General features: G+C 71.3%; 9 protein-coding genes. 6 read left to right on the top strand and 3 right to left on the bottom strand.

What is annotated here, in order from left to right; translation table 11 throughout:
* Positions 1–49: 49 nt before the first annotated feature.
* From ACZ6CL_RS03675 to glgP, 3 genes are all read right to left on the bottom strand, one after another.
* Complete coding sequence (locus tag ACZ6CL_RS03675) at positions 50–616, bottom strand: suppressor of fused domain protein (RefSeq protein WP_468930670.1); 567 nt, start codon at positions 614–616, stop codon at positions 50–52.
* Between the two features lie 216 nt (positions 617–832).
* Positions 833–1,693, bottom strand: coding sequence for a substrate-binding domain-containing protein (locus tag ACZ6CL_RS03670; RefSeq protein WP_468930667.1), 861 nt, complete (start codon positions 1,691–1,693; stop codon positions 833–835).
* A 41-nt stretch (positions 1,694–1,734) separates the two neighbouring features.
* Positions 1,735–4,695 (bottom strand): alpha-glucan family phosphorylase, encoded by a 2,961-nt coding sequence (glgP, locus tag ACZ6CL_RS03665; protein ID WP_468930664.1) that lies wholly within the window; start codon positions 4,693–4,695, stop codon positions 1,735–1,737.
* Positions 4,696–4,834: 139 nt separating this feature from the next.
* Here glgP and ACZ6CL_RS03660 point away from each other — a divergent pair, with 139 nt between their 5' ends.
* The 6 genes from ACZ6CL_RS03660 (at position 4,835) to treS (ending at position 14,041) form a co-directional block, all read left to right on the top strand.
* A complete protein-coding gene (locus tag ACZ6CL_RS03660) occupies positions 4,835–6,766 on the top strand; it encodes a rhamnogalacturonan lyase (RefSeq protein ID WP_468930662.1) in 1,932 nt (643 codons plus the stop codon).
* A 45-nt stretch (positions 6,767–6,811) separates the two neighbouring features.
* Entirely contained in the window at positions 6,812–7,606 is a 795-nt protein-coding gene (locus ACZ6CL_RS03655) for a pectate lyase (RefSeq protein ID WP_468930660.1), read from the top strand.
* Positions 7,607–7,736: 130 nt separating this feature from the next.
* Complete coding sequence (locus ACZ6CL_RS03650; RefSeq protein ID WP_468930658.1) at positions 7,737–8,549, top strand: pectate lyase; 813 nt, start codon at positions 7,737–7,739, stop codon at positions 8,547–8,549.
* 122 nt (positions 8,550–8,671) lie between these two features.
* Positions 8,672–9,913 carry a S8 family peptidase gene (locus ACZ6CL_RS03645; protein ID WP_468930655.1) on the top strand — a complete coding sequence of 414 codons (1,242 nt, stop codon included), beginning with the start codon at positions 8,672–8,674 and terminating at the stop codon, positions 9,911–9,913.
* A gap of 400 nt (positions 9,914–10,313) precedes the next feature.
* Positions 10,314–12,308 carry an alpha-1,4-glucan--maltose-1-phosphate maltosyltransferase gene (locus tag ACZ6CL_RS03640; RefSeq protein WP_468930653.1) on the top strand — a complete coding sequence of 665 codons (1,995 nt, stop codon included), beginning with the start codon at positions 10,314–10,316 and terminating at the stop codon, positions 12,306–12,308.
* Positions 12,305–14,041 carry a maltose alpha-D-glucosyltransferase gene (gene treS, locus ACZ6CL_RS03635; protein WP_468930650.1) on the top strand — a complete coding sequence of 579 codons (1,737 nt, stop codon included), beginning with the start codon at positions 12,305–12,307 and terminating at the stop codon, positions 14,039–14,041. The genes ACZ6CL_RS03640 and treS overlap by 4 nt, the downstream gene beginning before the upstream one ends.
* Positions 14,042–14,124 lie beyond the last annotated feature (83 nt).

Below are 14,124 nucleotides of genomic sequence, written 5' to 3'. Positions count from 1 at the left end.
GCCGGGCGGGTCCCGTGACCCGCCCGGCCGATGCCTGGGGAGCGGGCGTTCAGACAGCCGAGGGGCGGGTGACGTCCAGCAGATTGGGCCGCTTCGCCCAGAAGCGCTCGAACAGCTCGTCGGCGTCCTCCGCCTCGACCAGGGCGGCCTCGGCGGCCGTCACCGGCATCAGGGTGATGATCTGCGCCACGGGCTCCCCGGACGCGTCGCGGAACAGGTCGAATTCGCCCCCGAAGTACGGGCTCGGATGCGCGAGGACGCCGTGCATCTCCGTCCCCTCCAAGACCGGCCGGTCGTTCACGACGACCGCCCCGTACTCCAGCCCGCGCCCCTGCCCCAGCAGCACCCCGGCCATGCTGTCGACGACGTAGCGGGCGATCTCCCGCTGCCCCTCCCCCAGACTGCACACCAGTTCCTGCGGGTGCGTCGCGGTGAGGGACTGGAAGCGCAGCCCATTGGTGATCACCGTGCTGATCCCGGGGTCGGGCGTGTGGAACTCGACCAGGTCGTAGCCGCGGGGGCCGGTGCCGCCGCTGCCGGAGTGGTCCGACTCGATGTGCCGGATGTTTCCGAGGTGCTGTTCGAGGTGGCCCAGGAACCCGTCGTCCGCTGTCATCCGTGTTCGCTTTCGTCGCACGTGTTGCGTCTCGGTGTGCAGGACGATACGTCCGATCGTGCGGTTGCACGACCTTCTGCACGTGCATCAGGAGAACGGCAGGGGAGTCAGCGGGGCCCGGCGGCCAGTCGGCAGGCTTCCTGGTTCTCCGGGACGGAGCACGGCAGGTGGCCGTGGGTCTCGATGAGGTTCCGTCCGGTGTCACCCGCCAGATAGTCAAGGAACTTCGACGTCAGGGAGTTGGCGGGCGGCCGTCCATAGGTGTACGCGTACTCGGGCTCCCAGAAGGGGTACGTCCGCCTCCGCACCGTCTCGATAGTTGTCGGAGGTCCGGGAGATCTCGTTGTCGCCCAGCACCCGGCCCTCGAACACCCCGCGCGTCCCCGATTTCGCGTCCCGGCTCACCAGCCGCACCGGCAGATCGGGTCCGCCGGGCAGCTGCTTCCAGTTGGTGATGCGGCCCGAATAGAGCCCGCGCAGATCCGCGAGCGAGAGATCCGGCAGCCGGACGTCCTTGTTCACCACCATGGTGAAGACGGACAGCGCCACCAGATGCTCCTTGAGCTTCGGATCGTCCTCCCCGTCCGGACCGTCGGAGAAGGCGACGTACGCGGGGAACGCGCCCTTCGCCGTCTCGCCCACCTCGCGCAGCGTGCCGGTGCCGCGCCCGCTGCCCTCGGCCCGCACCTGGACGCGGGCGCCGCGGCAGTCGCTCTCGTACGCCCGGCCCAGGTCCCGCGCCACCGGGCTGAACGCCGTCGAGCCGACAACCGTCAGATCCCCCTCGGCGCATCCGCGCGGCAGCGGTTCGACCTGCCACAGCTGGGTGCCGAACGACTGGAACATCAGCAGGGCCAGCAGGCTGCCGATGAGCCCCAGCACCCGGTTGCTGGGCCGCCGGAACTTCTCGTTGTTCCGGATCCGGCCTTCCTTGATGCGCCCGCCCACATGCGGCGGCTTGTCGGTGCCGTCCCCGGTCAGCAGCACCAGCAGCTTGAAGTGGTCCCCCTTGTTCAGCGGCACCCTCGGCAGGGAGATCTCATGGCCCGCGCAGATCAGCCCGGGCCGCTCCCGCATTGTTCGTCGTCCGTTCAACGGAGGGGTCGGCGCACAGGGGTTCAGCGCATCAGGACTCCCGCGACCTCGGAGGTGGAATCCGACGGGAGTGCGGTGAGGCCGAGTTCGGCCGGGGAGGCCAGCAGGGGGTGGGCGGGGAGGACGCGGACGGTGTAGCCGAAGGGGCCCGTGCGGTCGAGGGCGAGCGGGCCTTCGTAGAGGTGGCGGCCCTCGTCGTCGGGGCCCGCGGTGGGCTTGAGGGGGATGGCGGTGGTGTCGGTCAGCTGGTCGCCGTCGTCGACGCGGCCCGCGACGGCCTGCACCTCGACATCGGCGGTGTCGAGGCCGCCGAGGCGGACCTGGACGCGGAGGGAGAGCGCGGAGCCGAGTTCGGCGGCGCCGCCCGGGGCGGGCGGGGTGATCCGGGTCTCCACGTGGTCGACGGTCACCTGCGGCCAGGCCTCGCGGACCTGGGCCTTCCAGGCGGACAGCCGACCGGCCGTCCCGGTGTCCAGCGCGCGGTGGGCGCGGGCGGCCGGGGCGTAGAGCCGCTCGACGTACTCGCGCACCATGCGTCCCGCGAGCACCTTGGGGGCGAGGGTGGTGAGGGTCTGGCGCACCATGTCGATCCAGTGGCCGGGGAGTCCGTCGGGTCCCCGGTCGTAGAACTGCGGTGCGACCCGGGTCTCCAGCAGCTCGTAGAGCGCGGTCGCCTCCAGGTCGTCGCGGCGGTCGTCGTCGACGGCGGAGCCGTCCGCGGTGGGGATGGCCCAGCCGAAATCGGGCTCGTACCACTCGTCCCACCAGCCGTCGAGGACGGAGAGGTTGAGACAGCCGTTGAGGGCGGCCTTCATCCCGCTGGTGCCGCACGCCTCCAGCGGGCGCAGCGGGTTGTTGAGCCAGACGTCGCAGCCGGGGTAGAGCTTCTGGGCCATGCCCATGCCGTAGTCGGGCAGGAAGACGAGGCGGTGCCGCACCCGGGCGTCGTCGGCGAACCGGACGAGTTCCTGGACGAGCCGCTTGCCGCCGTCGTCGGCCGGGTGGGCCTTGCCCGCGACGACGATCTGGACCGGCCGCTCGGGGTGCAGCAGCAGTTCGGTGAGCCGGTCGCGGTCGCGCAGCATCAGGGTGAGCCGCTTGTACGAGGGGACGCGGCGGGCGAAGCCGATGGTGAGGACGTCGGGGTCGAGGACGGAGTCGATCCAGCCCAGTTCGGCGGTGCCCGCGCCGCGCTGCCGCCACGACGCGTACAGCCGCTGCCGTACCTCCGCGACGAGCTGCTTGCGCAGGGTGCGGCGCAGCTCCCACAGCTCACCGGCGGGGAGGTGGCCGAACTGGCGGGCGCCGAGCCGGGTGACCTCGGGGGCCCGCCAGGTGGGCGCGTGGACGCCGTTGGTGACGGAGGTGATGGGCACCTCGTCGGCGTCGAAGCCGGGCCAGAGCCCGGCGAACATCTCGCGGCTGACCTGGCCGTGGAGGGTGGAGACCCCGTTGGCGCGCTGGGCCAGCCGCAACCCCATGACGGCCATGTTGAAGACGCCGGGGTCGCCGCCGGGGTAGGTCTCGCGGCCGAGGGCGAGGACGCGCTCGGTGCCGATGCCGGGCAGTTCGCCGTCCTCCCCGAAGTGACGGGCGACCAGGTCGCGGTCGAACCGGTCGATCCCGGCGGGGACCGGGGTGTGGGTGGTGAAGACGGTCCCGGCCCGTACGGTCTCGTGGGCGGCGTCGAAGTCGGCCGCCCCCTCTTCCATGAGTTCGCGGATGCGCTCCAGGCCGAGGAACCCGGCGTGGCCCTCGTTGGTGTGGAACACCTCGGGCGCGGCGTGCCCGGTGATACGGCAGTACGCGCGCACCGCGCGCACGCCGCCGATGCCGAGCAGCATCTCCTGCAGCAGCCGGTGTTCGCTGCCGCCGCCGTAGAGCCGGTCGGTGACCTCGCGCTCGCCGGGGCCGTTGCCCTCCACGTCCGAGTCGAGCAGCAGCAGCGGCACCCGGCCGACCTGGGCCTGCCAGATGTGGGCGTGCAGCGGGCGGCCCCCGGGGAGGGCGAGGGTGACCCTGGCGGGCTGGCCGGTGCCCGCGCCGGGCCGGTGCTCGTGGAGCAGGGAGAGGGGCAGCTCGTTGGGGTCGAGGACGGGGTACTGCTCCTGCTGCCAGCCCTCGCGGGAGAGGGACTGCCGGAAGTAGCCGTGGCGGTAGAGCAGTCCGACGCCGATGAGGGGGACGCCGAGGTCGCTGGCGGCCTTGAGGTGGTCACCGGCGAGGATGCCGAGACCGCCGGAGTACTGGGGCAGGGCGGCGGTGATGCCGAACTCCGGCGAGAAGTAGGCGACGGCGGCTGGGAGTCGGGTGGGCTCGTCGATTCCCCCCGACTCCCGGACGCCGTCCGGAGGGCCCGGCCGGGCCGACCGCCCGGCCGGTCCCTCCGGCCGGTGCGGCTGGCCCGGGTCGCCCGTACGGTCCGGCTGGCCCAAGTCGGCCGTACGGTCCGGCTGGCCCAGGTGCCCCGGCTGGCCCACATGGCCTGGGTGGTCCGGCTGCCCCATCCGGCCCGGGCGGCCCGGCTGACCGACGGGGCCCAGTGGGTCCGGCCGACCCAGGTGCCCCGACTGACCCAAGCGCCCGGGCTGGTCCGGGTGTTCCGGCTCGTCCGGCTGGTCCACGTGGTCCGGGCGGCCCGGCTGGCCCGGCGGGGCCGCGCCGTCCGACCGGTCCGGGGACGCCGTGCGGCCCTGGTACCAGCGGGGGCCGGTCAGATAGTCGTCCAGATCCTCGGCGACCGCCCCGAGCCGCCGCAGAAACCCGCGGTCGGTGGCGAGTTCCGCCAGCCGGGCGACGGGGACGGCGCTCAGCAGCCGCACCGGGTCGCCTCGGCACTCCCGCCAGCCCTCGGGGTCCATGGCCTCGAACAGCTCGCGGGTCTCGGGATGCCACGACCAGCGCAGATTGCGCGCCAGTCGGTGGAGCGGTCGTAGGGGTTCCGGGAGCACGGGACGCACGCTGAAGCGACGGATGGCCTTCACACCTTCGACGGTAGCGGCCGACGCGCCCCCGTTTCGGCTGTTTCGCCCGAGCCCCGCGAAGTTCGGTCGGGAGGCGGCAACCTTTCCGGCCAGGGCGACCACTAGGGGGCGTTCACTCCCCCCATGCCTTGGAGGCCCCGTGCGTATCCGGGACGAATCGCAGCCCGCACCCGGTCACCCGCCCAGACACGCCGCGCGCGGGCGGCTCGGCCGCCCCCGGACGCTGGCCGCGGCAATCGCGGTGGCCGGGCTGGCCGTCACCGGTCTGGCGGGCATCTCGGGAGCCGCCGAGACGGACGCCGAAGCCAAAAAGGGGACCAAGGCGAAGGCCGTGGCCGCCCAGCTGGAGAAGCTGGACCGGGGCCTGGTCAGCGTCCGCTCGGGCAGCGACAACCTGGTCAGCTGGCGCTGGCTGGCCACCGACCCGGCCAACGTCGCGTTCAACGTCTACCGCGGCTCCACCAAGGTCAACGCGTCCCCGATCACCGGCTCGACCAACTACCTGGACAAGGGCGCGGCGGCCACCGAGACGTACACGGTGCGCGCCGTCGTGGGCGGCACCGAGCAGGCCGCCTCGCCCGCGGCCCTCGCGTTCCGCTCGGGCTACCTCGATGTCCCGATCTCGCCCCCGGCCGCCGGCTCCGGCTACACGTACGAGGCCAACGACGCCTCCGTGGGGGACCTGGACGGCGACGGCGACCTCGATCTCGTCCTCAAGTGGCAGCCGACGAACGCGAAGGACAACTCGCAGTCCGGCGTCACCGGCAACACGGTCGTGGACGGATACACCCTCCAAGGCAAGCGGCTGTGGCGCATCGACCTGGGCCGCAACATCCGCTCCGGCGCGCACTACACCCAGTTCCAGGTGTACGACTACGACGGCGACGGCAAGGCCGAGGTCGCGATGAAGACCGCGGACGGCACGGTCGACGGCGCGGGCAAGACGATCGGCAGCGCGTCCGCCGACCACCGCGACTCCGGCGGCTACGTCCTGAGCGGCCCCGAGTTCCTGACGATGTTCAGCGGCAGCACCGGGGCCGCGCTGGACACCGTGGACTACGTCCCGGCGCGCGGCACGGTCTCCTCGTGGGGCGACTCGTACGGCAACCGGGTGGACCGCTTCCTCGCCGGGACGGCGTATCTGAACGGCTCCACGCCCTCCCTGATCGCGGCGCGCGGCTACTACACCCGCAGCGTCATCGCCGCCTGGGACTTCAAGGGCGGCAAGCTGACCCGCAAGTGGACGTTCGACACGAACAGCTCCACCAACAGCGGCAAGGGCTACGACGGGCAGGGCAACCACGCGCTGACCATCGGCGATGTGGACGGCGACAGCAAGGACGAGATCGTCTACGGCTCGATGGCCGTGGACGACAACGGCTCCGGGCTGTGGACGACGAAGAACGGCCACGGCGACGCGGCCCACCTCGGCGACCTCGACCCGTCCCGGCCGGGCCTGGAGTACTTCAAGGTCGACGAGGACTCCTCCAAGCCGTCCTCGTACCTGGCCGACGCCAAGACCGGCCAGGTGCTCTGGACGACCGGGGCCAACGGCGACAACGGGCGCGGTGTGGCCGGTGACATCTGGGCGGGCAACGACGGCGCCGAGATGTGGTCCGCGAAGGACGACCAGATCCGCTCGGCCTCCGGTGCCACCAAGGGCCGCAAGCCCTCCTCCATGAACTTCCTGTCCTGGTGGGACGGCGACCCGGTGCGCGAGCTGCTGGACGGTACGCGCGTCGACAAGTACGGCACGTCGGGCGAGTCCCGGCAGCTCACCGCCTCCGGGGTGCACTCCAACAACGGCACCAAGGCCAACCCGTCGCTGGCGGGCGACATCCTCGGCGACTGGCGCGAGGAGGTCATCTGGCCGACCAGCGACAACACGGCGCTGCGGATCTACTCCACGCCGTACGAGACCGACCGGCGGATCACCACGCTGCTGCACGACCGGCAGTACCGCGAGGCGCTGGCCTGGCAGAACACCGGCTACAACCAGCCGCCGCACCCCAGCTTCTTCATCGGCAACAAGATGGCCACCCCTCCGCGGCCGTCCATCAAGACCCCCTGAACCCCCTTCCCTCCCGCATCACCCCCTTCCGCACAAGGAGCTGATATGGCAGAACGCAGCACCAGACGACTCGCGCTGGGCGGTGCCCTCGGCGCCATCGCCCTCACCGCGGGTGCGATCACCACCGGGCTTTCCCTGTCGGCCGCCTCAGCCGCCAGCTGGCCCACGCCGAGCGGCAGCCCGCAGGCGGTCACCAAGACGATCCCCGTCAGCGGGACCACCGACGGCGGCATGAAGCGCTACTACGGCGACGGCGACCTCGGCTCGGACAACCAGAACGAGGACCAGGGCCCGCTGTTCGAGCTGGCCGACGGCGCGACGCTGAAGAACGTCATCCTCGGCTCCCCGGCCGCCGACGGCGTGCACTGCAAGGGCAGCTGCACGCTGCAGAACGTCTGGTGGGAGGACGTCGGCGAGGACGCCGCCACCTTCCGCGGCACCGGCGAGACGTACAACGTCATCGGCGGCGGCGCCCGCAAGGCCTCGGACAAGATCTTCCAGTTCAACGGCGGCGGCACGCTCAACATCTCCAACTTCGCCGGACAGGACTTCTCGACCTTCGTCCGCTCCTGCGGCAACTGCTCCAGCCAGTACAAGCGCACGATCAACGTGACCAACACCGAGATCACCGCGCCGGGCAAGGTCATCGGCGGGATCAACACCAACTACGGCGACTCGCTGACCCTGCGCAAGGTCACGATCGTCGGGGACAGCAGCAAGAAGATCGTCCCGTGTCAGAAGTACATCGGGAACAACACCGGCAAGGAGCCGACGAAGAACGGCAGCAACGCCGACGGCACGTACTGCAAGTACAGCAGCTCCGACATCACCTACAAGTAGGCATCGCACGCAGGTGAGGTCCGCCGCCCGGTCCGTGATTTTTTTGCGGGCCGGGCGGCAACGTCTCCCGTTCCGGTGGCGACTTCAGGGTGTACATGATCCCCCCACTCCCCCCACGGAATGGATACACATGGCACGGCAACACCACAGACCGCGTCCCACCCGCAAGCGCGCCCTGATCGGCGGCCTCGGCGCCGCGGCCCTCACCATCGGCGCGATCACGGCGGGGACGATGCTCTCCTCGGCCTCGGCGTCCGCCGAGTGGCCCACCCCCGGTGACGACAAGCCGGTCAGCTCGACGCAGAAGATCTCCGGGGTCGTCGACGGCGAGATGCGGCGCTACATCGGCGAGGGCGAACTCGGCGACGGCGGCCAGGACGAGGGCCAGCCCGCGATGTTCGAACTCGCCGACGGCGCCACGCTGAAGAACGTCGTCATCGGCTCCCCCGCCGCCGACGGCATCCACTGCGAGGGCAGCTGCACCCTGCAGAACGTCTGGTGGGAGGACGTCGGCGAGGACGCCGCGACCTTCCTGGGCGGCGCCAACGCGAAGTACACGATCACGGGCGGCGGCGCACGCAAGGCCGACGACAAGGTCTTCCAGCACAACGGCGGCGGCACGCTCACCATCCGCGACTTCGCCGTGCAGGACTTCGGCAAGCTCTACCGCTCGTGCGGCAACTGCTCGAAGCAGCAGAAGCGCGCGGTGGTGGTGGACGGCGTGGAGGTGACCGCGCCGGGCAAGTCGCTGGTCGGCGTCAACGAGAACTTCGGGGACACCGCGAAGCTCAGCAACATCACGATCATCGGCGACAGCGGCAAGAAGATCGACCCCTGCGTCCGCTTCAAGGGCAACGACACCGGTGAGGAGCCCGAGGAGACCGGCTCCGGCCCGGACAGCAAGACCTGCCTCTACAAGGAGTCCGACATCTCCTACAAGTAGGCGCCGGAACGGGCCCACCGCGCGCCGCGCGCGCGGTGGGCCCCCTGATGCGCACTTGTCGGGGTCCCCTCCCCACGAGACCCTGGCCGCCTTCGCATCGGGGAGGGTGGGAGGGATCGTCCATGGCGCACAGGAGGAGCCCGCACAGAAGGAGCCCGCACAGGAGGAGCAGAAGCCGCCGCCGGACGGCCGGGGCGCTGGCCGCCGCCGCGGTGGTGCTGACGGGCGCGGCACTGCCCGCCCAGGCCGCGGGCCCAGCCGCGCACCACACGTACATCGTGACGCTGCAACGGGGGGCGGGGGCGCCCTCGGCGTCGTCCGGACCGGGCAGGGGCCTCGTGGAGAGGTACGGCGCGACGGTGCGCCGCACCTACAGCAGGGCGCTGAACGGCTTCGCCGTGCGGGCGGACGAGGCGCAGGCGAGACGGCTCGCGGCGGACCCGGGCGTCGCCTCGGTGACCCGGGACGCCGAGGTGTCGCTGCGCGCCACCGCCCCCACCGCCGCCGCGACGACCCAGCCGTACCCGCCGTCATGGGGCCTGGACCGGATCGATCAGCCCGCCGGGGCCGCGCTGGACGGGTCGTATACGGCACCGTCCGGCGGCGGGCGCGGGACGACGATCTACGTCATCGACTCCGGAGTGCGCACCAGCCACCGGGACTTCGGCGGCCGGGCCCGCTCCGGCTGGGACTTCGTGGACGACGACCCGGTGGCGCAGGACGGCAACGGTCATGGCACCCATGTGGCCGCGACCGCCGCGGGCGCGCAGTACGGCGTGGCGAAGAAGGCCGACGTCGTCGCGGTCCGGGTGCTGGACGACCGGGGCGAGGGCACCAGCGCCGAGGTGCTGGCCGGTCTGGACTGGGTGCTGCGGCACGCCCGGAAGCCGTCGGTGGTGAACCTGAGCCTGGGGTCGGCGATCGCGGGGCCGGTCCCAGAGTGGGACGCTGGCGTTCGCGCCGGAGTGCGCGCCGGTCTCACCTTCACCATCGCGGCGGGCAACGCGGGCCGGTCCGCGGGCGCGTACTCGCCGGGCCGGGTGCCCGAGGCGATCACGGTGGGCTCGACGGACCGCGCCGACCGCCGCTCGCCGTTCTCCAACTACGGCCCGGTGGTCGACCTGTTCGCGCCCGGCGACCGGATCGTGTCGGCGTCCCGCACGAGCGACACGGCGGCGGCGACGCTGTCGGGTACGTCGATGGCGGCGCCCCATGTCGCGGGCGCGGCGGCGCTCTACCTCGCCGCCCACCGCTCGGCGACCCCGGCCCGGGTGAGCGCGGCGCTCACGGCGGCGGCGACCGAGGGAGCCGTACGGAGCCCGGGGCGCGGCGCGCCGAACCGCCTGCTGCGGGTGGGCGGCTGACACGGCGGCTGACACGGCGGCTGACACGGCGGCTGACGCCGCGTCCGCCGTGGGCGGCTGACGCGGCATCCGCGCAGGGCGGCTGACATGGCGTCTGCCGCCCCCCACGATTACGGTCATATTATCGGCCCCGCACGGATACGCGCGGGGCCGCTTCGTGTACCCCGCGTTACGAACCGGTAGTTCACGGGAACCCGGATTGTCTCCCGGTGTCCGGTGGGAAGGCTTCCCGAACGCGCCCCCCATGGCCGACCTCATCCGCCCACCAGAGTGAACGCGGACAGGAGCTGTCATGCCCGCAACCCATCGCCCGGCGGTAAAGCCTATACAAAGGACAGAAGCCGCCGCCGACCATCAAGCGCCCTCCGCACATCAGCCCGCGATGCCGTCAGGTGATCCTATGATCGGTCGTATTCCCATCCTGGATATCCGTCCGCTGATCGACTGCGGCCGCCGCCCCGCCAAGGCGGTCGTGGGCGAGACCCTCGAGGTCAGTGCCACCGTGTTCCGGGAGGGCCACGACGCGGTCAGCGCCAATGTCGTCCTCCGCGATCCGGCCGGACGGTCCGGTCCGTGGACCCCCTTACGCGAGCTCGCCCCCGGCACCGACCGCTGGGGCGCCGAGATCACCCCCACCGCGCCCGGTCGCTGGTCGTACACGGTCGAGGCGTGGAGCGACCCCGTCGCCACCTGGCGCCATCACGCCCGTATCAAGATCCCGGCCGGGATCGACACCGACCTGGTGCTGGAGGAAGGCGCCCGGCTGCACGAGAGAGCCGCGGCCGGAGTGCCCAAGAGCGACGGCCGGGAAGCGGTGCTCGGCGCCGTCGACGGGCTGCGCGACGAGCGCCGCCAGGTGGCCGACCGGCTCGCCGCGGCCCTCGCCCCCGAGGTCACCGCCGCGCTCGACCGGCATCCGCTGCGCGAACTGGTCACCTCCTCGCGCCCGATGCCGCTCCAGGTCGAGCGGGAACGGGCGCTGTTCGGCTCCTGGTACGAGCTGTTCCCGCGCTCCGAGGGCGCCAAGGTGGTAGAGGGGCGGCGGCCGGTCAGCGGGACGCTGCGCACCGCCGCCGAGCGGCTGCCCGCCGTCGCCGCCGCCGGGTTCGACGTCGTCTATCTGCCGCCCGTCCACCCCATCGGCACCGCGTACCGCAAGGGCCCCAACAACACACTCTCCGCCGGCCCCTTCGACGTCGGCTCCCCCTGGGCGATCGGCTCCCCGGACGGCGGCCACGACACGATCCACCCCGACCTCGGCACCCTGGACGACTTCGACCACTTCGTGGCCCGGGCGCGCGAGCTGCGCATGGAGGTGGCGCTCGACTTCGCGCTCCAGTGCTCGCCCGACCACCCCTGGGTCACCGAGCACCCCGAGTGGTTCCACCGGCGCGCGGACGGGACGATCGCGCACGCCGAGAACCCGCCCAAGAAGTACCAGGACATCTACCCCATCGCCTTCGACGCCGACTTCCCCGGCCTCGTGCGCGAGACCGAGCGGCTGCTGCGGTTCTGGATGTCCCACGGAGTGCGGATCTTCCGGGTCGACAATCCGCACACCAAGCCCGTGGTCTTCTGGGAGAAGGTGATCGGGGACATCAACCGCACCGACCCCGATGTCCTCTTCCTCGCCGAGGCGTTCACCCGGCCCGCGATGATGAACACGCTCGGCATGATCGGCTTCCAGCAGTCGTACACGTACTTCACCTGGCGCAACGACAAGCAGGAGCTGACCGACTACCTCACCGAACTGTCCGGGGACGCGGCCGCCTGGATGCGGCCCAACTTCTTCGTCAACACCCCCGACATCCTCCACGCCTACCTTCAGGACGGCGGCCGCCCGGCCTTCGCGGTCCGGGCCGTCCTCGCCGCCACCCTCTCCCCCACCTGGGGTGTCTACGCGGGCTACGAGCTGTGCGAGAACGCCCCGCTGCGGGCCGGGAGCGAGGAGTACCTCGACTCCGAGAAGTACCAGCTGCGCCCGCGCGACTGGGCGGGCGCGGAGCGTACCGGAGAGTCGCTCACCCCCCTGCTCACCCGGCTCAACCGGCTGCGCCGGCGGCACCCCGCCCTGCGCCGGCTGCGCAACCTCCGATTCCACCACGCCGACAACGACTCCGTCATCGTCTACTCCAAGCGCACGGGCGACTCGTGCGTGCTCACCGTCGTCAACCTGGACCCCCACCACACCCAGGAGGCGACGGTCTCGTTGAACATGCCGGAACTCGGCCTCGACTGGCACGAGTCCGTCCCGGTGCGCGACGAGCTCACCGGCGAGACCTACCACTGGGGCAGGGACAACTACGTGCGCCTGGAGCCTGGGCGTGACATGGCCCCCGCGCACGTGCTCTCCCTGCGACCGTCCTCACCGATCGGAGGGTCACCCACAACATGATCGTCAACGAGCCTGTACCGGACAAGTTCGAAGACACCCCGGCCAAGGACCGTGACCCCGACTGGTTCAAACGCGCCGTCTTCTACGAAGTGCTGGTCCGCTCCTTCCAGGACAGCAACGGCGACGGTGTCGGCGACCTCAAGGGGATCACCGCCAAGCTCGACTACCTCCAGTGGCTGGGCGTCGACTGCCTCTGGCTGCCGCCCTTCTTCGCCTCCCCGCTGCGCGACGGCGGCTACGACGTCTCGGACTACACGGCCGTGCTGCCGGAGTTCGGGGATCTCGCCGACTTCGTCGAGTTCGTGGACGCCACGCACCAGCGCGGCATGCGCGTCATCATCGATTTTGTCATGAACCACACCAGTGATCAGCATCCGTGGTTCCAGGAGTCCCGTACCGATCCGGACGGACCGTACGGCGACTACTACGTCTGGGCCGACGACGACAAGCAGTACCAGGACGCCCGCATCATCTTCGTCGACACCGAGACGTCCAACTGGACCTTTGATCCGGTACGCAAGCAGTACTACTGGCACCGCTTCTTCTCGCATCAGCCGGACCTCAACTTCGAGAACCCGGCCGTCCAGGAAGAGGTACTGGCCGCCCTGCGCTTCTGGCTGGACCTCGGTATCGACGGATTCCGGCTCGACGCCGTGCCGTATCTGTACGCGGAGGAGGGCACCAATTGCGAGAACCTCCCCCGCACCCATGAACTCCTCAAGCGCGTCCGCGCCGAGATCGACGCCCACTACCCCGACACGGTGCTGCTCGCCGAGGCCAACCAGTGGCCGGAGGACGTCGTCGACTACTTCGGCGACTACGAGGCGGGCGGCGACGAATGCCACATGGCCTTCCACTTCCCGGTCATGCCGCGCATCTTCATGGCGGTGCGGCGCGAGTCCCGCTACCCGGTCTCCGAGATCCTCTCCAAGACCCCGGCCATCCCGTCCGGCTGCCAGTGGGGCATCTTCCTGCGCAACCACGACGAGCTGACGCTGGAAATGGTGACCGACGAAGAGCGCGACTACATGTACGCGGAGTACGCCAAGGATCCGCGCATGCGCGCCAACATCGGCATCCGGCGGCGGCTCGCCCCGCTGCTGGACAACGACCGCAACCAGATCGAGCTGTTCACGGCTCTGCTGCTGTCGCTGCCGGGCTCGCCGATCCTGTATTACGGCGACGAGATCGGCATGGGCGACAACATCTGGCTCGGCGACCGCGACGCCGTGCGCACCCCCATGCAGTGGACCCCCGACCGCAACGCGGGCTTCTCCTCCTGCGATCCGGGGCGGCTCTTCCTGCCGACGATCATGGATCCGGTGTACGGGTACCAGGTCACCAACGTCGAGGCGTCCATGTCCTCGCCGTCCTCCCTGCTCCACTGGACCCGGCGGATGATCGAGATCCGCAAGCAGAACCCGGCGTTCGGGCTGGGCTCCTTCACCGAGCTGCCCTCCTCGAACCCCGCCGTCCTCGCGTTCCTCCGCGAGGCCCCGCGGACCCCGGACGGGGAGGACGACCTGGTGCTGTGCGTGCACAACTTCTCGCGCTTCGCCCAGCCGACGGAGCTGGACCTCCAGTCCTTCGCTGGCCGCCACCCGGTCGAACTGATCGGCGGCGTCCGCTTCCCCGCCATCGGCGAGCTCCCCTACCTGCTCACCCTGGCGGGCCACGGCTTCTACTGGTTCCGCCTACGCCGAGCCGACCCCGCACCCCGCACCCCGCTGTAGCCCGGCCCCGGGCGCACTCCCCCACCCCGCCCCTCCGGGGCCGCCCCCGTGCCGCCCTGCCCAGCCCAGGCCCGGGCGGGGAC

This window comes from Streptomyces sp. NPDC041200 (assembly GCF_055591805.1).
The sequence above is the reverse complement of the archived record's forward strand: the minus strand, read 5'-3'. Positions and strand labels throughout refer to the sequence as shown.

Coding starts and splice junctions, on each gene's coding strand:
- ACZ6CL_RS03675 (WP_468930670.1), bottom strand. CDS start 616: ATGACAGCGGACGACGGGTTCCTGGGCCACCTCGAACAGCACCTCGGA.
- ACZ6CL_RS03670 (WP_468930667.1), bottom strand. CDS start 1,693: ATGCGGGAGCGGCCCGGGCTGATCTGCGCGGGCCATGAGATCTCCCTG.
- ACZ6CL_RS03655 (WP_468930660.1), top strand. CDS start 6,812: ATGGCAGAACGCAGCACCAGACGACTCGCGCTGGGCGGTGCCCTCGGC.
- ACZ6CL_RS03650 (WP_468930658.1), top strand. CDS start 7,737: ATGGCACGGCAACACCACAGACCGCGTCCCACCCGCAAGCGCGCCCTG.
- ACZ6CL_RS03645 (WP_468930655.1), top strand. CDS start 8,672: ATGGCGCACAGGAGGAGCCCGCACAGAAGGAGCCCGCACAGGAGGAGC.
- ACZ6CL_RS03640 (WP_468930653.1), top strand. CDS start 10,314: ATGATCGGTCGTATTCCCATCCTGGATATCCGTCCGCTGATCGACTGC.
- treS (WP_468930650.1), top strand. CDS start 12,305: ATGATCGTCAACGAGCCTGTACCGGACAAGTTCGAAGACACCCCGGCC.